This is a genomic window from Pseudomonas syringae pv. tagetis, from assembly GCF_022557255.1.
Lineage (GTDB): Bacteria > Pseudomonadota > Gammaproteobacteria > Pseudomonadales > Pseudomonadaceae > Aquipseudomonas > Aquipseudomonas caricapapayae.
In genome coordinates, this window is the sequence record NZ_CP092923.1 from 1,299,973 (window position 1) to 1,318,324 (window position 18,352).

General features: G+C 60.2%; 19 protein-coding genes. 4 read left to right on the top strand and 15 right to left on the bottom strand.

What is annotated here, in order from left to right; all coding sequences use genetic code 11:
* Nucleotides 1-20: 20 nt before the first annotated feature.
* From MME58_RS05790 to MME58_RS05845, 12 genes are all read right to left on the bottom strand, one after another.
* Nucleotides 21-707, bottom strand: coding sequence for a GntR family transcriptional regulator (locus tag MME58_RS05790; RefSeq protein WP_054985872.1), 687 nt, complete (start codon nt 705-707; stop codon nt 21-23).
* Nucleotides 704-1,099: an oxalurate catabolism protein HpxZ gene (gene hpxZ / locus MME58_RS05795; protein WP_054985871.1), complete on the bottom strand. Its 396-nt coding sequence runs from the start codon at nt 1,097-1,099 to the stop codon at nt 704-706. Before hpxZ ends, MME58_RS05790 begins: the two co-directional genes overlap by 4 nt.
* Nucleotides 1,099-1,776, bottom strand: a complete 678-nt coding sequence (locus MME58_RS05800; RefSeq protein ID WP_054985870.1) for a cysteine hydrolase family protein — start codon at nt 1,774-1,776, stop codon at nt 1,099-1,101. The genes hpxZ and MME58_RS05800 overlap by 1 nt, the downstream gene beginning before the upstream one ends.
* Nucleotides 1,773-3,308, bottom strand: a complete 1,536-nt coding sequence (locus MME58_RS05805) for an ABC transporter ATP-binding protein (RefSeq protein WP_055005264.1) — start codon at nt 3,306-3,308, stop codon at nt 1,773-1,775. Before MME58_RS05805 ends, MME58_RS05800 begins: the two co-directional genes overlap by 4 nt.
* A gap of 2 nt (nt 3,309-3,310) precedes the next feature.
* Nucleotides 3,311-3,997, bottom strand: coding sequence for a biuret amidohydrolase (biuH, locus tag MME58_RS05810; protein WP_054985868.1), 687 nt, complete (start codon nt 3,995-3,997; stop codon nt 3,311-3,313).
* 4 nt (nt 3,998-4,001) lie between these two features.
* Complete coding sequence (locus MME58_RS05815) at nt 4,002-5,018, bottom strand: formamidase (RefSeq protein ID WP_054985867.1); 1,017 nt, start codon at nt 5,016-5,018, stop codon at nt 4,002-4,004.
* A 26-nt stretch (nt 5,019-5,044) separates the two neighbouring features.
* A complete protein-coding gene (locus tag MME58_RS05820) occupies nt 5,045-5,965 on the bottom strand; it encodes an ABC transporter permease (RefSeq protein ID WP_054985866.1) in 921 nt (306 codons plus the stop codon).
* Nucleotides 5,958-7,067: an ABC transporter permease gene (locus MME58_RS05825; RefSeq protein WP_055005265.1), complete on the bottom strand. Its 1,110-nt coding sequence runs from the start codon at nt 7,065-7,067 to the stop codon at nt 5,958-5,960. The genes MME58_RS05820 and MME58_RS05825 overlap by 8 nt, the downstream gene beginning before the upstream one ends.
* Before the next feature lie 9 nt (nt 7,068-7,076).
* Nucleotides 7,077-8,186 carry a BMP family ABC transporter substrate-binding protein gene (locus tag MME58_RS05830; RefSeq protein WP_055005266.1) on the bottom strand — a complete coding sequence of 370 codons (1,110 nt, stop codon included), beginning with the start codon at nt 8,184-8,186 and terminating at the stop codon, nt 7,077-7,079.
* 15 nt (nt 8,187-8,201) lie between these two features.
* Complete coding sequence (gene atzF, locus MME58_RS05835; protein WP_055005267.1) at nt 8,202-10,007, bottom strand: allophanate hydrolase; 1,806 nt, start codon at nt 10,005-10,007, stop codon at nt 8,202-8,204.
* 223 nt (nt 10,008-10,230) lie between these two features.
* On the bottom strand, nt 10,231-10,611 hold the full coding sequence (locus MME58_RS05840) for a glyoxalase superfamily protein (RefSeq protein ID WP_055005268.1): 381 nt from the start codon (nt 10,609-10,611) through the stop codon (nt 10,231-10,233).
* Between the two features lie 93 nt (nt 10,612-10,704).
* Nucleotides 10,705-11,184 (bottom strand): Lrp/AsnC family transcriptional regulator, encoded by a 480-nt coding sequence (locus tag MME58_RS05845; protein ID WP_054985861.1) that lies wholly within the window; start codon nt 11,182-11,184, stop codon nt 10,705-10,707.
* Nucleotides 11,185-11,355: 171 nt separating this feature from the next.
* On the opposite strand from MME58_RS05845, the gene MME58_RS05850 reads away from it, so the two are divergent.
* Nucleotides 11,356-11,976 (top strand): LysE family translocator, encoded by a 621-nt coding sequence (locus MME58_RS05850; RefSeq protein WP_055005269.1) that lies wholly within the window; start codon nt 11,356-11,358, stop codon nt 11,974-11,976.
* Nucleotides 11,977-12,024: 48 nt separating this feature from the next.
* Here MME58_RS05850 and MME58_RS05855 read toward each other — a convergent pair whose 3' ends face one another.
* Nucleotides 12,025-13,446 (bottom strand): sugar porter family MFS transporter, encoded by a 1,422-nt coding sequence (locus MME58_RS05855; protein WP_055005270.1) that lies wholly within the window; start codon nt 13,444-13,446, stop codon nt 12,025-12,027.
* Nucleotides 13,447-13,757: 311 nt separating this feature from the next.
* Between MME58_RS05855 and hmpA the strand changes: the two genes are divergently transcribed.
* From hmpA to MME58_RS05870, 3 genes are all read left to right on the top strand, one after another.
* Complete coding sequence (gene hmpA / locus MME58_RS05860; RefSeq protein WP_055005271.1) at nt 13,758-14,945, top strand: NO-inducible flavohemoprotein; 1,188 nt, start codon at nt 13,758-13,760, stop codon at nt 14,943-14,945.
* A 77-nt stretch (nt 14,946-15,022) separates the two neighbouring features.
* On the top strand, nt 15,023-15,439 hold the full coding sequence (locus MME58_RS05865; protein WP_054985857.1) for an ester cyclase: 417 nt from the start codon (nt 15,023-15,025) through the stop codon (nt 15,437-15,439).
* A 96-nt stretch (nt 15,440-15,535) separates the two neighbouring features.
* A complete protein-coding gene (locus MME58_RS05870; protein ID WP_055005272.1) occupies nt 15,536-16,162 on the top strand; it encodes a glutathione S-transferase family protein in 627 nt (208 codons plus the stop codon).
* Nucleotides 16,163-16,246: 84 nt separating this feature from the next.
* Here MME58_RS05870 and MME58_RS05875 read toward each other — a convergent pair whose 3' ends face one another.
* Nucleotides 16,247-16,408 (bottom strand): DUF2986 domain-containing protein, encoded by a 162-nt coding sequence (locus MME58_RS05875; RefSeq protein WP_082427169.1) that lies wholly within the window; start codon nt 16,406-16,408, stop codon nt 16,247-16,249.
* 66 nt (nt 16,409-16,474) lie between these two features.
* The gene (locus MME58_RS05880) at nt 16,475-18,220 is read right to left on the bottom strand and encodes an OPT family oligopeptide transporter (RefSeq protein ID WP_055005273.1); all 1,746 of its coding nucleotides are present in this window, start codon (nt 18,218-18,220) and stop codon (nt 16,475-16,477) included.
* Between the last annotated feature and the right edge of the window lie 132 nt (nt 18,221-18,352).

The following is an 18,352-nucleotide window of genomic DNA, read 5'->3' on the forward strand; positions in this document are numbered from 1 at the left end:
TATGCCTCATACCTCATGCCTCATGCCTCATGCCGCCGCCGCGCATCGCTGAGCATGGATATCGTCAGTTTGCGTACTTCGAGCTTGCTGATTTCCACATGAGAGCGCAGCAATAACAGTGCTTCGTCCCGTTTGCGTGCCTGCAACGCATTGAGGATCGCAGCGTGCTCGAGGTAGGTGTGCTCGATACGGGCACTTTTGAAGAAGTCCAGTCTGCGGACGATGCGGATACGCTCGGTCACTTCCTGATGAACACGGGCCATTTCCAGATTGCCCGAAGCGGCCACCAATTGAGTGTGAAACTGTTCGTCCAGGTCTGCGACGACTTGCATGTCGATCTGCCAGCAATCACGATCAATCAGCCAGTGCTGGCGCAGAACATTGAGCTCCGGATGCACCTCGTGGGACGCACAGATGCGCTCGACCGCAGCGCATTCAAGCACGATGCGCAGGTCGTACAGCTGGTCGATCTGGTCGAAATCCAGCGGTTTGACTGACCACCCCCGGCGAAACTCGACGTCCAGATAACCCTCGCGCTGAAGCCGGTACAACGCGTCACGCACCGGCGTCCGCGAGACCTGGTAACGATCTGCCAGCTGCGTTTCGGTAAACCGGTCGTAGGGCAGCAGGTAGAAATCGAAGATCTCCTGCTTGAGGCGGCGATAGACGTCTTCTGCCAGCGCGTTGGTGGTGTTCGGGGAATTCAAGGGCGTGGCTCCAGGCTGCTCAGGTCAATGCTGACATGTGCTGCAACGACTTTCCAGCCGCCATCCAGTCGCGCCCAGGTCTGCATTTGCCGTCCCAACCGCCGGGTAGCATCCTCGTGAAACTCGGTACTGACGGTGGCGAAGTCTTCGCCGAAGGTGCTCACCACGGTGCGCAATAGCTTTCGACCAGGCCCGACCGGCTGACACTCACGTCGATAGCGCGCAATGGTTTCGGCACCGTGCAGGTTTTCCGCTACGCCATAGCGAACGGTCTGCTCGGAATTCCAGAAGTACGCGTCCAGCGTAGTCAGTTCGTTGGCGAGCAGGGCGCGCTCGTAATCGATGAAGGCGTTGGTGACTTCGGCGACGACGTGGGGAAGATTGATGTCCATTACGGTGTACTCCTCGTTCGTACAGCCCGCTGCAGATCAGCCAGGGACGCTACACGTCCGACAATTGCGTTTTGTGCGGTGATCATCTCCAGCGTGGCCTGCTTGAAGGCCGGGAAATAGCTTTCGGTGGCATCCTCGATCAGCAGACAGCGATAGCCCCGGTCATTGGCCTCACGCATGCTGGTCTGCACGCAGACTTCGGTGGTTACACCCGCGAAGATCAAATGGGTGATGCCCGCTTCGCTCAATCGCTGATGCAGATCGGTGGCGAAGAACATGCCCTTGCCGGGTTTGTCGATGACCCACTCGCAGGCAAGCGGGGTCAGGCTGTCGATAATCTGATTGCCGGGTTCGCCGCGGATCAGGATACGTCCCATCGGGCCGGGGTCGCCGATACGCAGGCCGGGTGAGCCGTGGTCGAGTTTGGCTGGCGGGCAGTCGGCAAGGTCCGAGCTGTGTGATTCGCGGGTATGGATCACTGCTATGCCCTGGTCACGGGCCAGCGCCAGCAGTCTTTGCACCGACGGCACAATGGCTTGCAACAGTGCGACATCGTTGCCCAGCGCGGCACCGAAGCCGCCGGGCTCAAGGAAGTCGCGCTGCATGTCGATGATCACCACAGCGGCACAGGACCTGTCGAACGTGAAACTGTCCGGACGCGCATTGACGCTGATCATGCCGATTCTCCGGTCAGATGCTCGGCACCGGCCATGTGTCGACCCAGCTCGGTTCGATCAGCGGTCGCCGCGCGGGTTTCGAAGACCAGTTCGCCGTCATGAATCACGACAATGCGGTCTGCCAGGCTCAACAGCTCGTCAAGGTCTTCGCTGAGCAACAGCACTGCCGTGCCGCTGTTGCGCGCGTCGATCAGGCGCTGGTGGATGAGGGCGACACTGGCGAAGTCCAGGCCGAACACCGGGTTGGCGACGATCAGTACCGCGACATCACGGGTCAGTTCGCGGGCCAGGACGGCGCGCTGCACATTGCCCCCGGACAAGGTGCCGATCGGTCGGTCCGGGTCGTTGGGCGACACCTGAAACTGTTCGATCAGTGCGCGTGCCTGTGCGCCTATGGCGCGGCGATCAAGACGCCAGCCCTGACGGCACAACGGCGGCCGGTCGAAGTTGCGCAGGGCCAGGTTTTCGGCGACGCTGAAGCTGCCGATGCAGGCGTTGCGCAAGGGTTCTTCGGGCAGGCTGAAGACACGCAGGCGCTGCATCTCTTCACGCCGTGCATGGTAGGGCTGGCCGTTGACCGATAGCCGTCCGGCGCTGAAAGAACGCTGGCCGAGCAGCGCTTCGGTGAGTTCGCGCTGACCGTTGCCGGAGATGCCTGCCACTCCGACGATTTCTCCCGGATGGACCGCCAGAGAAAGGTTTTTCACTGCCAGAGTGCCTTTGTCACCGGGCACATTCAGCGCCTCCATGTGTAACTGAGGTGGGCGGGGTGCCATCTCCGGGCGTTCGCTACTCACGCTACGCACGCGCGCTTCGCCCATCATCCAGGCCGCCATTTGCTGCGTAGAAGTGTCAGCCACTGCTGCCGTCCCTACCCAGCGCCCCTTGCGCAGCACGGTAACGTCATCGGCATAGGTGCTGACTTCGCGAAACTTGTGGGTAATCATCAGCACCGTGATGTCGCCGCGATGCGCCATCGACTGCATCAGCCCCAGCACCTCATCGGCTTCCTGCGGGGTAAGCACCGAAGTGGGTTCGTCGAGAATGATCAGCCGACGTTCCAGATACAGCTGCTTGAGAATTTCCAGCTTCTGCTTTTCACCTGCCGCCAGGCTGCTGACGGGGCGATGGATATCCAGACGAAAAGGCATCGTCGCCATGAACGCTTCAAGGCGTTCGTGCTCGCGGGTCCAGTTGATACGCCACGGCAGATCGCCGCGCGACAGCACCAGGTTTTCAGCCACGCTCAGGCCCGGTGCGACGGTAAAATGCTGATACACCATGCCGATCTGCAACTGATGAGAGTCGCGCGGAGTGTGGATGGCATGCTCGCGATTGTTGACCAGAATACTGCCCGATTGCAGCGGGCTGTAGCCGATGATGCCTTTGACCAGCGTGCTCTTGCCGGCACCGTTCTCGCCGAGCAGGGCGTGAACGGTGCCGGCGCGGACCTTGAACGATACCTCGTCCAGTGCGCAAAACGTGCCGAAATGCTTGCTGACACCAATCGTCTCAAGGCTCGGGGCGCGCATGCTCATGCTCCCAACAGGTCGCGAAGCATGGAGGAGTGGCCGACTGCACCGAATACTCCGCCCTGCATCTTGACCATGCTCAGTGCCGCCGCATGGTTGGCAGGATCGGTCGCACCGCAGCAATCCTCCAGCAGCAGGCATTCAAAGCCACGGTCATTGGCTTCGCGCATCGTGGTGTGTACACAGACATCGGTGGTGATGCCGGTCAGGATCAGGTTGTCGATGCCGCGCGTGCGCAGGATCAGTTCCAGATCGGTAGCGCAGAAGGAGCCTTTGCCGGGTTTGTCGATAACGATTTCGCCGGGCACTGGTGCCAGCTCGTCGATGATCTCCCAGCCCGGTTCGCCGCGCACCAGGATCTTGCCGCACGGGCCGGGGTCGCCGATGCCGGCACCGATGCGTTGCGAGCGCCAGCGTTTGTTGGCAGGCAGGTCACTGAGGTCTGGACGGTGACCTTCGCGGGTATGGATGATGGTAAACCCGAGCGGGCGCATCGCGGCCAATAGTGCCTTGATCGGCTCGATGGGCGCGCGGGTCAGCGCCAGGTCGTAACCCATGCTGTCGACGTAACCACCGACGCCACAGAAATCGGTCTGCATGTCGATCACGATCAGCGCAGTGTTGTGCGCATGCAGTTGCCCGTTCCAGGGCCAGGGGTAGGGCGCCGATGCAATATGACGTTCACTCATGGCGTTACTCCTTCCAGCTGCCGGGGGAGGGTTTGAAGTCGCGCTCGGGGGCCGCAAAACCGCACGAGCTGCCGTCGGTATGCACGACATCGTCTTCCCAGGGCAGACGGTACTGGCCTGCGCTCAGATCGTGCATGTAGGTGTAAGGACAGTCGCGTGCGCCGCCCTTGACCGCCACATAGCCGCGATGCCCGAATTGATAAATGTTGTTTTCCACGCCCCAGTGCACGCGGGCTTCGCGGACCAGATCGGGGCGCAGTTCACAGCAGACGATTTCGTCCGCCCGGCCACCGCCTTCGGCCATGACCGTACCGTCGAAGTCGACAAACATGGCCTCGCCCATGGAGTCGAATGTGCCGTCGGAGCCGCACATGCAGACGCTCGCGGTCTGCATGAGGTTGGTGAAGGCGTTGCTCTGATTGGTGATTTTCCAGGCGTGGCGAATCGGCGCGGTGTACCCCGCAGTGCGGAGCATGATATCGGCCCCCTTGTAGGCGCACTCGCGGGCCATTTCCGGAAACATGCCATCGTGGCAAATGATCAGGGCCAGCTTGCTGCCGCGCGGGCCGTCGCACACCGGAATGCCCAGATCGCCAGGTTCCCACGGCTCGACCGGCACCCACGGGTGCAGCTTGCGGTAGTAAAGGCGAATCTCACCGAGGTCATCGACGATCAGGCCACTGTTGAATGGATTGCCGTGGGGGTTGGCCTCCATGATCGAGAAGCAGCCCCATATCCGGTGCTCCTGACACGCCTGACGCAGCGCCATGACTTCCGGCCCGTCGAGGCTGCACATAATCTGCGGGGCGGTGCTCATGGACAGACCGTGCAAGCAATATTCAGGAAACACGATCAGGTCCATGCCCGGATTGCTGCGCCGCGCCTTGGCGACCATGCTGACCACTTTCTGCGTTTGTGCCCACAACGCCTCGCGGGTATGCGGATCGGGCAGCGCCAGTTGCGCCAGTCCGATCACCACCCCATTGGGCGACTTGTTCAAACCGCCAAGACCACTGGCCATGTGCATGCCTCCTCGAAAAGATCAGTTCATCGCGTCAGGCTGAGTTCGCCAGGAGCACCGTTCAGGGTGCGTCCACGGCGGCAGGTGGCGTACATCACCACCAGCGTCAGCGCGTAAGGTGCTGCTGCGAACAGGTAATAACCGGAGCTGATGCCCACCGCTTGCAAGGCTGGCCCGATGGCACCGGCAGCGCCGAACAGCAACGATGCCCACAGGCACGCCAGTGGACGCCAGCGGGCAAAGATCACCAGCGCCACGGCCATCAACCCTTGTCCGCTGGACAGGCCTTCATTCCAGCTGCCGGGATAGTAAAGGGACAGGTAGGCACCGCCGATCCCGGCCAGCCCGCCGCCAGTTGCCGTGGCCAGAATGCGTACCTTGAGCGGTCGATAGCCCAGCGCCTGGGCCGTTTCGGCATGATCACCGACCAGGCGCAGCATCAACCCCCAGCGCGTTGTGCGCAGCCCCCAGTGCAGGATGAACGCCAGCGCTACGCCGACGAAAAACAGCACATTGATGTTCAGCGCCGAGCGCACGCGTTCTTCGTTGCTCCAGGCCCCCAGTGCCAGTGAGGGCAACATAGGGGCTTGCGGCTGGATGAAGGCTTTGCCAAGAAAAAACGCAAGCCCGGTGCCGAGCAGAATCAGCGCGATGCCGAATGCGATGTCGTTGACCCGCGGCAACGAGCATGCAAGGCCGTGCAGCAGCCCTAACAGAATGCCGACTCCGGCGGCTGCGCCGACGCCCAGCCATGCCGAACCGCTCAGGTACGCCACGGCGTACCCAGACATCGCGCCGGCAACCAGAATGCCTTCCAGCCCCAGGTTGATCCGTCCGCTTTTTTCGGTCAGGCATTCGCCCAGGCTGACGAACAGAAAAGGTGTACCGACGCGGATCGCGCCAGCCAGCAATGCCAGCAGAAAAGTGCTCAGGTCGATATCAGCCATGTTGCAGCGCTCCTTTCCTCGCAGGCGTACTGACAGCCGCCAGCCTGATCTTCCAGTCAGCGATACGGCCACTCAGGGCTTCCCAGAGCAACAGGTTGGTGAACAGCAAGCCTTCAAGAATCAGCGTGGTGGCGTCCGGCAGGCCAAGCCGTCGTTGCAGCAGCCCGCCACTGGCTTCCAGCCCGCCAAGCAGTACCGCGCAAACGATGATTGCCAGCGGATGATGGCGTGCGGCGAAGGCGACAAGAATGCCGCTGGTGCCATAACCTGCAATCAGCGCGGCGTTGGCGCTGCCTTGCACGGCAGTGACTTCGAACATTCCGGCCAGACCGGCCGCGGCGCCGCCCAGCAGACAACTGAGCAGGATCAGACGGTCTACCGGCAGGCCGATCATCAATGCCGTGCGAACATTGCCGCCCACCACGCCGAGGGCAAACCCCTTGATACTGTGGCGCACCAGCACATACGCCAGCAGGCAGGCGACCACGCCTGCCACCAGACCCCAGTGCACTTCAAGACTTTCGCTGATGGTGCCGATCAGATAGGGCTCGTCCAGCGGCGGGGTCGAGGGCTTGTTCAGGCTTGCCGGATCGCGCAATGGTCCTTCGACCAATTGCCGGAACAGCGCCAGCGCAATATACGAAAGCAGCAGGCTGCTGATGGTTTCGTTGACCCCGCGGCGCTGGCGCATCCAGCCACTCAGGCCGATCCACAACGCGCCCACGGTCATCGCCGCCAAGGCCATGCAGACAAGCATCGGCCCGGATGACAACTGGCCGAGACACAAGGGCGTCACTGCCGCTGCCAGGCCGCCCAGCACCAGCGCGCCTTCGCCGCCGATGATGATCAGCCCGGCCCTTGCCGGCAGAGCGACGCAGAGTGCGGTCAACATCAAAGGGGCTGCGCGCTGCAAGGTGTTTTCCAGCGCGAACCATGAGCCAAACGCGCCTTCGCCGACCAGTTGCAGGGCTTGCCACGCAGGCTTGCCCTGAACCGCCAGAAACAGCCCGAACAGCACGCACGAAGAAAACACCGCCAGCACCGTCGGCAGTCCCGGCAACAACGCGCTGGCAAGGCGGCGCAGACTTCTCGATGAACTCATGAACGTTCCTCAGAGCTGGCCAAGAACGCCTTCGACCAGGTAATTCATGCTCTCCAGAGCAATGTCGGTCTGGCCTTGTGCAACGCCATCGGCAATCACCACGGCCCCTTTGTTGTCCTTGAGCGGGCCTTTGAAAATCACGAACTGGCCCGCCATCATCTGCGCCTTGATGGCATCTGCTTTCTGCCTGGCGTCGGCTGTTACCGCAGGCCCGTAGGCAGACGTTTTGACGAAGCCTTCCTTCAGCCCGCCGCGCAAGAAGTTGATCATCGGCGCGCCGCTCTGGGCTGCCGCGACGTGAGCACGATAAGGCGTCTCCCAGTTCCATTCGGCGCCGGTCAGGTAGCCCTTGGGAGCCAGCGCAGCCTGGCTGGCGTGATAGCCACAGGTCATGACGCCGCGTTTTTCAGCCGTTTCGACGATCACCTTGGGGCCATCGACATGGCAGGTCAGCACGTCACAGCCCTGGTCGATCAGGCCATTGGCCGCTTCCGCTTCCTTGACCGGCAATGACCAATCGCCGGTGAAGATCACTGTGGTGACAATGCTCGGGTCGACCGAGCGGGCCCCCATGGCGAACGCGTTCAGGTTGCGCAGCACTTGAGGCACAGGTTTGGCGGCGACGAAACCAAGTTTTTTGCTCTTGCTCATGTGTCCGGCAATCACGCCGTTGAGGTATTGCGCTTCGTCGATGTAACCAAAAAAGCTCCCCGCATTCATCGGGTCGCGACCTTTCTGCCACAGGCCGCCGCAGTGCGCGAAACGTACGTCCGGGTACTTTTTCGCGACCTTGACCACGTGCGGCTCGAAGTAGCCGAACGAGGTCGGGAAAATCAGCGTTGCACCGTCCTGACGGATCATGGCTTCCATGGTCTTTTGTACGGCCACGGTTTCCGGAACATTTTCCTCTTCAATCACTTTGACGTTGGGTAGCGACTTGATGATGGCGGCCGCCTGGGCGTGTGCCTGGTTGTAACCAAAGTCGTCGCGAGCACCGACGTAAATGAAACCCACCACCAGCGGGGCATCGGCTGAGTAGGCGCGACCAAAGGGCAGCGCCGCACTCAGGCCGATAATGCCTGCCAACTTGATGAAACTGCGACGATCAACGTTCGACATGCCTACTACCCCTGATCAATGAGCGATGGAAGATGTGTGTGCGGCGCGGTAGGCGCGCCAGCCTTTGTAGTCGGTGATGTCCAGCGCGCCCTCAAGGCCGGCAGGCTCACAGATGAAACCCTTGACCCACTGGCCGTCGGCCAGTTGCAGCGAGCCGATGCCCAGTGGAGCGGGAATGGCCGCGACGAAAGCGCCGAACTGGCTCAGCGGCATTTCCCAGACTTCTATCTCGATGCTCGCGCCCTGTTCAGCTACGCGCACCAGTCCCGGCTTCGGCGGCGACGTTTCTGCCAGCGCATACAGGCGGTAATCCGCGCTGGTAGTTGTGGTGCGCAGCAAACGTGCGCCGCCTTCGAGCAATTGCCAGTTGAGTGGCTGGCCGACGAGGTGTGCACCGACCACCGCAACCTGCACGGTGGGGCTGTTATAGGGCAGGGGAGCCATCGCCACGGCGTCACGCTGGTCGGCCTGGCCGAACAGCGGCTGCCAGGCAGCGGCGATCTCTGCCAGGCGCTGATCGGCACCGGCCGGGCCGATCAGCGTGATGCCCGCAGGCAACCCGTCGGCACGGCGCTCTGCCGGGATGGCGATGGCGCACATGTTCATCAGGTTGACGAAGTTGGTGTAATAGCCGAGCTGTGAGTTGAGTGCTACCGGATCGCCGAGCACCGCGTCGATGGTCGGCATGCACGGCGCGGTCGGCACCACCAGCACGTCGATGTCGGTCAGCAACTGCTGCGCAGCGCGGGTCAGTTCTGCCAGGCGATAGCGAGCGTTGAACATGTCCACTGCATCAAACGAAGCAGCATTTTGCAGAATACCGTGTACCACCGGGTGAATATCGGCCGCATTGGTTGTGAAGAACTTGCCTGCCGCTGCACGCCGTTCGGCCACCCACGGGCCTTGATACAGCAGGGCAGCCGCCTCGGCGAAGACGTCGAACTCGACCTGGCTGACAGTCACCAGCGGGTCTTTTTGCAGGGCTTCCAGGGTTTTGAGGTAAGCCGTCTTTGCCTGCTCGTCACCGAAGAACTCGCAGTGTCGCGCGACGGCGACACGCCGAGCCCTGCGCTGCACCGGCAGTGCCGACACGGCCACACTGGCCGGATCGAGAGGGTCGTAAGCCGCGATGACCTGCGCCACTTGCCAGGCTTGCAGCACATCACCGGCAAATATGGACGGGCAATCCAGCGTCCGGCAGGCGGGCACCACTCCCCGGCTGCTGAACAAGCCAAGGCTGGGTTTGAGCCCGACGATGCCGTTGAAACCGGCAGGCACCCGGCCTGACCCTGCGGTGTCCGTGCCCAGCGCAAAGCTCACATAGCCGCGCGCGACGGCCACTGCCGAGCCTGAGCTCGAGCCGCCGCTGACGTAGGCGGGGTCGTGGGCATTGCGTACCGCGCCGTAGGGCGACCGGACGCCCACCAGCCCCGTGGCGAATTGATCGAGATTGGTCTTGCCCATCAGGATTGCGCCGCTGTCGAGCAGCAGTTGCACAACGTGAGCCGTCTCCTTGGGCAAGTAGGCGAAAGCCGGACACGCAGCTGTCGTGGGGATTTGCGCCACGTCGAAATTGTCCTTGACCGCAAACGGCACACCGAACAGCGGCAGTCGCTCATACACCGAATCGCCCAGTTCGCTGGCAATGCTCTCCAGCGCTTTGGCTCGGTCCAGCAGCACGGGAAGAGGCTCGCGATGAATCCAGACTTCTGCACGGTCATCCGCGTCAATATGCGCTGTCAGGGTTTGCACAAGTGTCGTCAGGGTAGTCTGGCCCGAACGTAACGCCGACTGAAGTTGAGAAATGTCGAGTGCGGTCATGGTGGTGTTCATTCATGTATACAAGATGAGCTGACGCGTTTGCACGTTACGGGCCAAGGTCAGCCTGAGGGCAATTTACGGCGGGATTACTGGCTATTGGCAGGGTATTGCGTGGCAGTCGTGCGTCATGTTTGCGCTTGAACGTGCCTGCGTGCACAAAGATAGGTCATGTCAGCCGCAGGGCGAATATATCGACCTGCGACCGACATTAAATGCAGGTTTCTCAGCTCTCACAGAACCTGAGCCGGTTGCCAAACGGGTCGCAGACTTCCAGTACTTGTCCCCAGCCCTGCTGAACAATCTCCGGTCTTGCGTAACCGTACTGTTTGCCTACCAATTCATCGCGCAGTTGTTCGATGTTTTGAGTGGGGATAAACACCGCTGCCCCTGGACAGGCGTCACCGTGATGTTCGGAAAGATGCAAGTGCAGCCCGTTGCGGCTGATCCCCAGGTACAACGGCAGATCAGCCTCGAAGCGGTGCTCGAACTCGATGCTGAAACCGAGAAAGTCGATGTAGAACTCACGCGCTTTGCATTCATTGAACATCCGCAGGATCGGGATGGCACTGGTGAAGGTCACGGTGGCTGGCTCCTTTGCAGGCATTGCTATTCCTTTATCGAGATGGTTGGCGTGCAGTCATCGACGCCCATGCACACATTTATACATGGCGGTCATCTGCGGCGACAGCAGGCATGGCTATGCAGGCTGCTTAACCGGGAACGAGACGAACGGTTTTATTTCCTTGAGGACGAACATGCTCTGCATTTCCTTGATGCCGGGTAATCGTCTGACCACTGTCATGGCGAAGTCAGCAAAGGAATCCAGATCGGGCGCGACGACCTGAAGCAGGAAGTCCGCATCGCCCCCGATGCTGTAGCACGCCACGACATCTTCCAGCTGCATGACTTCCTTCTCGAATTTTCTGGCTTCGGCCTCACTATGACTGTCGATGCTTATACGAATGAACACCATGACGCCAAGCCCGATCTTGCGGCGGTCCAGTACGGCTCGGTAACCCTGTATATAGCGATGTTCTTCCAACTGCCTGACCCGTCGCCAGCAGGGCGAGGCAGACATGCCGATCTGATCGGCCAGGGTCTGGTTGGTGATCCGGCCGTCCTGCTGCAGAGCCGTGAGGATCCTTACATCAATCGGGCTTAACGTCGGCTTGGTCATAAATACCGTTACTCCGCATGGAGCAGGAAATTTATACCGGTTTTAGCCATTCAGCCAGTAAGAACAGGTGATTTTTTCCGCATTGAAACGCGTAGTATTTTTCGGCACAGGGCTTGTCTGATGGATCTCAAGCGAGCTCTGCAATCAACGCCACGTCTCAAGGAGTGCGACATGCTTGATCTGACCCAGGTTCTTACGTATTCGGCAGCGCTGGGCATCGCCGCCGCCATCCCAGGCCCCGGTATGGCCGCGCTGGTAGCGCGAAGCGTCAGTGGCGGTGCGGTGTCAGGGTTCTGCCTGCTGTCCGGGCTGATTCTGGGTGATTTGACCTATCTTTCATTTGCAGTATTTGGTCTTGCCATGATTGCCGAGCACTTCAATGCGTTGTTTCAGGTCGTGCGTTGGGGGGCCGCGATTTATCTGTGCTACCTGGCCTGGCAGTTCTGGTTCGCAGATCATCAAGCCATAAAAATCGGAAAACCGGCAAAAAAGAAAGAGTTGCTGTCTGCAGCCGCATCCGGACTGACCATAACCCTGGGCAACCCCAAGACCATCGCTTTTTATCTGGCGCTTTTACCGTTGGTCATCAATCTTGAAACGGTCTCTCTGCAGACGTGGGGGCTGGCTCTGGTGCCGCTGACTGTATTGGTGCTGCTGGGGGTTGGGGCAGTGTTCATATTTGCCGCCTTGCGCATTCGACATTTGCTGTCGAGTGAGCGCGCGCAGAGGAAACTGTTTCGCGGTGCGGCGGCAATCATGGTCGCGGCGGCAGCTTCGATGCTGGTGCGCTGATCTGCCTGGAGGGAAGATGAGGCCGTTGACGGCCTCATCCGGTCGCCGTTACAGCTCTTTCTTCAGGTGCTTCTCGATCTGCTCAAGCGACTTGCCTTTGGTTTCCGGAAGGCACAGGAAGACAAATATCAGTGAGCCGACGTTGATGGCCGCGAAGATGAAGAACGTCGGGTTACCGATGGTATCGACTGCAATCGGGAAAGTGAATGCCACCGATGCGTTGAATAACCACTGCATCGATACGGCTGTACCCGTCAGTAATCCTCTTACCTGCATCGGGAACAGTTCCGACATCAGCAGCCAGTACACCGGCGATATACACATCTGCATGAACAGCAGGAATACCAGAATGCAGGCGAGGGCAGTGTAGCTCTGGGTCAGGTTCTGCGGCATGAATTGCAACACGCAACCCAGCGCTGCCTGCATCAGGATGACCATTACCAGCCCGGTCATCAGCAGGTGCCGACGTCCATAACGGCCAATTGCCCAAATGCCGAGCAGGGTGGCGATGACGGATACCACACCGTTGCCGATCGTGGCCGTCAGCGCGGCGTTGGTGCCCATGCCGGTATTCTTGAGGATGATCGGCGTGTAATACATAAAGGCGTTGACGCCTGTGAGCTGGGCGGTAAAGCCCAGACCAATGCCGATCAGCAGCAACTTGATGACCCAGCCCTGACGCAGCAACTCTCTGGCTTTCGGGCGATGGCGAGCTTGCTCGTCCTGCGCTTTCATCTCGTCCACTTCGCGCTGTGCATCTTGCTTGTTGGTACGCAGTTGCTCCAGTACGTCCTGCGCTTCATCGAAGCGACCTTTGGATGCCAGCCAGCGCGGCGACGGTGGTACGAAGAACGTACCGACCAGCAGCAACACGCCGGGCACCATGGCAATGGCCAGCATGTAACGCCAGATTCCCGGTGTGTGCAGCAGCGCAGCCATGACCGCACTCAGTACGTAGGCAAGCAGCTGGCCGCTGACGATCATCAGTTCATTCCGGCTGACCAGTCGCGCACGGCGTGACGGCCCGGCAATTTCGGCGATGAACACCGGCACCGTTGCCGAGCCGCCACCCACCGCAATACCCAGCAGGAAGCGCGCAGCGACCATGAACGGAATGGATGGCGCGATGGCCGTGCCCAGTGCGCCAGCGATAAATAGCACCGACAGTAGACGCAACGTCAGGCGACGCCCGAAACGGTCGGAGATGTAGCCGCTGGCAAGCGAGCCAAATGCAGCGCCAACGATCAGTGAAGCCGTGATCATCCCCTCGCTGTAAGCATCCAGACCCAGCCCGCCTTGATCGGCGGGTAGCGTCATGAACGGCAATGCACCGGCGATGATACCGGTGTCATACCCGAACGCCAGGGCACCCATGGTTGCCACCAGCACAGAGATAAAGATGAGTCGATTCGGTGAAGCGCTTTGCCGACCTTGCTGATCAGCCGCTGCTGAGGTGCTACTTGAAGACATGAATCTGAAGTCCTTCGCTTGAAACCAGCGTCGCGCCAGTACGTAGATGTGAGGCTTAGGGCGATGTCGGCCGCGTGAGTTCCCTACAAACCCACTCAGGATTACTTTCCTGGAAAAAGCCTTGGGCGTGAGGCGGCTGAAACGATTAACGTTGGTTGGTCATAATGACTCTTTTTTTTAATTTTTAGCGTCAATAAGACCAGGTCTTTTTGACGGTGTATGGAATTTTTACATTGATTTTAAAGCAGTTTTTGTCTGGCATGTACGTTGCTATCACTACAGGAACCTGACTGAATACCCTGGAGTCGATCATGCTTACCACCGCCCAGCGCGACATCATCAAAGCCACGGTCCCGATCCTGGAGACGGGCGGTGAAGCGCTGACCAGCCATTTTTACCGAATCATGCTAGACGGCTATCCCGTGGTTCGTCCCCTGTTCAATCAGGCCAACCAGGAGAATGGGGCACAACCGCGAGCGTTGGCCAACGCGGTCTTGATGTATGCGCGCAATATCGATCGCCTCGAGAATCTCGGCCCGCTGGCGAGTCAGATCGTCAACAAACATGTCGCGCTGCAAATACTGCCCGAGCATTATCCGATTGTCGGTACCTGCCTGCTGCGCGCCATTCGCGAGGTATTGGGCGCTGAGACGGCCACGGATCAAGTGGTTGATGCTTGGGCTGCGGCGTATCAGCAACTGGCGGACATGCTGATCGATGCCGAACACAGTGTGTACGAAAGCATCGCCGCCGCACCTGGCGGCTGGCGTGGCGCACGGCTGTTCAGGGTCACTCGCAAGGTTCCGGAAAGCAGCGAAATTACCTCGTTCTACCTGCAACCTGTGGATGGAAGACCGGTTATCGCGCACAAGGCCGGTCAGTACATCGGTGTGCGTCTGAATACCAGGAGCGGCGAGGTTCGTCGAAATTACTCGCTGTCTGCGCCCGCCAATGGACTCGGCTATCGCATCAGCGTCAAGCGCCAGCAAGGCGGGGTTGCCTCCGCTTACCTGCACGACCAGATCATGGTGAATGACACTTTCGAGCTGTTTCCGCCCTCGGGCGACTTCGTCCTAATCGACAGTGTCAGGCCGTTGGTGCTGATCAGCGGCGGCGTCGGCATCACTCCGACGCTGGCCATGGCTGAAACAGCGTTGCAGGCAGGCAATCGCGATGTCGTGTTTATCCACTACGCGCGTAACGCCAGTGCGCAGGCATTTCAGACGATCATTGATGAATGGCGCGAGCGCTATCCGCAGTTTACTGCGCATGTGGTGTACAGCGACGTGAAGCCCGGCGATGGGGCTGCAGGAAGGTTGACCGGGCTTCCTTCGCTGACGCATCTGAGGCAGTGGTTGCCTGCCAATCGGGATATCGAGGCCTACTTTCTCGGTCCGCAACCGTTCATGGCCTTCATGAAACGTGCGCTGCACGAGCTGGGCGTGCCGGACCGGCAAAGTCATTACGAGTTTTTTGGGCCAGCGCAGGCGTTGGCATAAGCGCTACAGTAAGCCAGCAGATGTGTGCGGCCTTCTCGACGAGGCTGCTTCGGATCTTTTCAAAAGGAGGACGCAACATGAACCTGGCCGAGCAGTACGCTGCCTACATCGCCTGCCTCAATGAACGTCGCTGGCAGGACCTGGGCGATTTCGTCGACAATGGCGTGCACTACAACGGTGAGCAGATCAGTCTGGCCGGTTACCGGTCGATGCTGGAAAACGACGTCAGAATCATCCCCGACCTGCAGTTCAATATCGACCTGCTGGTGGTCGAAGCGCCACAGGTCGCCGCACGTCTGCTCTTCAACTGCTCGCCGCAAGGCCGCTTTATGGGGCTGGAGGCACGTGGTCAGCGCATCACCTTCAGCGAAAACGTGTTCTACACCTTTCGCGAAGGCAGGATCGTCAGCGTCTGGTCGGTCATCGATAAAGCCGCAGTGGAACGCGAACTTCGTGGAGAGCATGCGGCTGCCTGCAGTGACAGAAGCGCCTGAACGAGTCGGGTACGTTCATCGAAGTAAAATCATTTCAGGGCACTCCCCGGTGGCAGTGCAGTCTTTTTTAGACACACTCACCCGGCGGAGCCTTACATGATCACGGTCCATCACCTGAACAACTCACGTTCGCAGCGCATTCTGTGGCTGCTCGAAGAGCTCGACCTGCCCTACGAGATCAAGCGTTACCAACGCGACCCGAAAACCAATCTGGCACCCCCTGAACTCAAGGCCATCCACCCGCTGGGCAAATCGCCCGTCATTGAAGAGGGGCCGCATGTCGTCATCGAGTCAGGTGCCATTGTCGACTACCTGATTCGCCGCCATAGCGATGGCCGTCTGCAACCGGACCCCGCCAGTGCCACCTACGATGAATACGTGCAGTGGCTGCACTTCGCTGAAGGCTCGGCCATTCTGCCGATGATGCTCAACCTGTACGTCGGACGCCTGGGTGATGCTGGCGCGCCGCTGCATCCTCGCATCCAGTCGGAGCTGGCCAACTACCTCGGCTATCTGAACGAGGCCCTGGGTTTGACCCCTTATCTGTTGGGCGAAGAGCTGAGCGGCGCAGATATTCAGATGAGCTTCGTTGGCGAATTCGCCAAGGCACAGGGAATGCTGCAGCCATACCCGAACGTTACCGCCTGGGTTGAAAGGCTCCAGAGCGGGCCTGCATACCGCAAGGCTCTGGAGAAAGGCGGGGAATACTCGTTCGCCCGCTAACGCCAGCGGTTGACGGGTTTTTCGTGATACGCACCATCGGACTCAATAGCACAAGCGACGCCGTGGGTGCGCAAGCGTTCTGGATCAGCCCTCGGTAGTGCTGACCGGTTCCTGGCCGAGCTCATTCGCCAGTTTCAGGCGGTCGGCTTTACTGATGTATTTAGGCTTGCTTTGCGGGGCCAGTTTGGCGCTGGCCTTCTTGGCATGAGCTTTCAGCAACTGCTGTATTTTTTTACGACGGTTCATGTTCATCAACTCGTGTGCAGATGCGCCAATGATATCAGCTCGAATATCGGGCCACACAAGCGACGATCACCCCGCGTTTCCAGCCATCTGCCATAACGACGCACCTACACCGGTGATGCTCTCTCCGGCGATCAGTCCCGCCGCTGCAGTAATGGCAAAGCGCTCGGTCAGTGACGGCCAGCGACAGTTCACCAGCCAGGTGAGCACCGCACCGAGTGCCATCATCAGCGACACCGACGCCGGCAAGACAAAGGCCAGACCCAAGGCTGCGGCGCTAGGCATGTACCGGGCACGGTGGGCGGGCAGGGTGCTGTCGAGGACTCCCAGCAACAGCCCGACCAGACCCGCAATGAAAATCGCCCAGCGGATGCTCGCGGACAGCGAGTCCAGACCGTGTGTCAGCGTTTGTGCGACCGCTTTCCAGGTCGCTACCGCCGGGGCTGGCCACTCTTCGGTGAGCAGCATCGATTGCGGGTCCGGGATCAGCGCCATGTAAGCCAGGACCCCGACGATACTGCCGACGAAAATGCCCAGCGTCTGGGCGATCAACTGTTTGCGCGGCGTGGCGCCAATTGCCCGGCCCACCTTGAAGTCGTTCATCAGGTCGGTGCATTGCCCGGCCGAGCCTCCGGCCGTGTTGGCACTCATCAGGTTGATCGGCACCTGCCCTGGCGCAACGATGCCGAAGCTCAGTTGCGATAACTGCCCGATCGCGCCGATGGGCGGAATGCCGGTAGCACCGACCACCCGAGCCGCCACGGCTGCGAGGCAGATCGCCAGTGGAATGGTCAGCAATGCCATCCACACGTTAATGCCGAACAACAGCGCCTGCAGGCTCACGACCAATCCGATAGCCAGTGCAAAACCGGCCGCAGGCCCGGCCTTGGGCATTGACCAGGTCGTCCCGCCACTGGCTCTGGTAGAGGCGTGCAATGCCCACAACCGAATCGCCAGTGAGGCCAGCGTCGAGCAGACCATCAGGCTCACGCCCGGCCACAACAACCACTCCACCAGCGCTGCGAACTGCGGGCCGTCGCTGTTGGCCGGCAAGATCACCAGACCTTGCCCCAGCAGCCACGGTGCCAGGCCGCCCCAGGCCAGCAAGGCACCCAGCAGCAGGGTCATGCCGACTCGAATACCGATAATTGCGCCAAAGCCCACCAGCAGCAGTGATGGATCAGCGGTAAACGTCAGACGCTCCAGCTGGGCGCCAGGCGACCAGCGCGGGAATGCCCAGATGAACGTGTCGATCCACTTGGCCAGTGCTGACAGCAGCGCGGTGCCGAGCAGCACTTTCAAGCGTATCGCGGCTTCGCGCCCGTGGTTGTAGATGTGCAACAGGGTTTCCAGTGTGGCCATGCCTTCGGGAAACTTCAGTGATTTGTCGTTGAGCAATGACGGTCGCAAGTACCACGCAATCCAGATACCCAGGAAACTCACCGAAAATACCCAGGCGATCATCGGGACGGCGTTCAACTGCTGCCCCGTCAGCAAGGTATAAGCCGGAATCGGCGCGACCAGCCCGCCGGAAATGATCGATGCCGCCGCCGACGCCACAGTCTGGTTGATGTTGCTCTCGTGCAGGGTCCACGGCAGGTGCCTGGACGAGCGTTTCGACAGCCCTTGCCAGATCGCATAACCGATCAACAGCGCGATGATCGACATGTTGAACGACCAGCCGATCTTCAACCCGGCGTATACGTTGGAGGGCGTCAAGAGAATGCCAAGCACGATCCCGGTAACGACCGCACGCAGACTGAGCTCGCGCTCGACAGGACTATCAAGAGGTACAGATGGCGAGGTTGAAAGCATGCGAGTTCCTTTCGGCGATAAGACACGGCAACCTATAAAGTGAGCGTCATATCGGTCGAAGGTTCATAGAGCGGGGTTGGCTGCGGAATGGGCGGGCTTTGGTATCTGGCGCGGGAGCCCACAGATCAAGGC

What these genes read in the sequence shown, in the direction of transcription:
- hpxZ (WP_054985871.1), bottom strand. Translation starts at nt 1,099, where the DNA reads ATGGACATCAATCTTCCCCACGTCGTCGCCGAAGTCACCAACGCCTTC.
- MME58_RS05800 (WP_054985870.1), bottom strand. Translation starts at nt 1,776, where the DNA reads ATGATCAGCGTCAATGCGCGTCCGGACAGTTTCACGTTCGACAGGTCC.
- MME58_RS05805 (WP_055005264.1), bottom strand. Translation starts at nt 3,308, where the DNA reads ATGCGCGCCCCGAGCCTTGAGACGATTGGTGTCAGCAAGCATTTCGGC.
- biuH (WP_054985868.1), bottom strand. Translation starts at nt 3,997, where the DNA reads ATGAGTGAACGTCATATTGCATCGGCGCCCTACCCCTGGCCCTGGAAC.
- MME58_RS05815 (WP_054985867.1), bottom strand. Translation starts at nt 5,018, where the DNA reads ATGGCCAGTGGTCTTGGCGGTTTGAACAAGTCGCCCAATGGGGTGGTG.
- MME58_RS05820 (WP_054985866.1), bottom strand. Translation starts at nt 5,965, where the DNA reads ATGGCTGATATCGACCTGAGCACTTTTCTGCTGGCATTGCTGGCTGGC.
- MME58_RS05825 (WP_055005265.1), bottom strand. Translation starts at nt 7,067, where the DNA reads ATGAGTTCATCGAGAAGTCTGCGCCGCCTTGCCAGCGCGTTGTTGCCG.
- MME58_RS05830 (WP_055005266.1), bottom strand. Translation starts at nt 8,186, where the DNA reads ATGTCGAACGTTGATCGTCGCAGTTTCATCAAGTTGGCAGGCATTATC.
- atzF (WP_055005267.1), bottom strand. Translation starts at nt 10,007, where the DNA reads ATGACCGCACTCGACATTTCTCAACTTCAGTCGGCGTTACGTTCGGGC.
- MME58_RS05840 (WP_055005268.1), bottom strand. Translation starts at nt 10,611, where the DNA reads ATGCCTGCAAAGGAGCCAGCCACCGTGACCTTCACCAGTGCCATCCCG.
- MME58_RS05845 (WP_054985861.1), bottom strand. Translation starts at nt 11,184, where the DNA reads ATGACCAAGCCGACGTTAAGCCCGATTGATGTAAGGATCCTCACGGCT.
- MME58_RS05850 (WP_055005269.1), top strand. Translation starts at nt 11,356, where the DNA reads ATGCTTGATCTGACCCAGGTTCTTACGTATTCGGCAGCGCTGGGCATC.
- MME58_RS05855 (WP_055005270.1), bottom strand. Translation starts at nt 13,446, where the DNA reads ATGTCTTCAAGTAGCACCTCAGCAGCGGCTGATCAGCAAGGTCGGCAA.
- hmpA (WP_055005271.1), top strand. Translation starts at nt 13,758, where the DNA reads ATGCTTACCACCGCCCAGCGCGACATCATCAAAGCCACGGTCCCGATC.
- MME58_RS05865 (WP_054985857.1), top strand. Translation starts at nt 15,023, where the DNA reads ATGAACCTGGCCGAGCAGTACGCTGCCTACATCGCCTGCCTCAATGAA.
- MME58_RS05870 (WP_055005272.1), top strand. Translation starts at nt 15,536, where the DNA reads ATGATCACGGTCCATCACCTGAACAACTCACGTTCGCAGCGCATTCTG.
- MME58_RS05875 (WP_082427169.1), bottom strand. Translation starts at nt 16,408, where the DNA reads ATGAACCGTCGTAAAAAAATACAGCAGTTGCTGAAAGCTCATGCCAAG.
- MME58_RS05880 (WP_055005273.1), bottom strand. Translation starts at nt 18,220, where the DNA reads ATGCTTTCAACCTCGCCATCTGTACCTCTTGATAGTCCTGTCGAGCGC.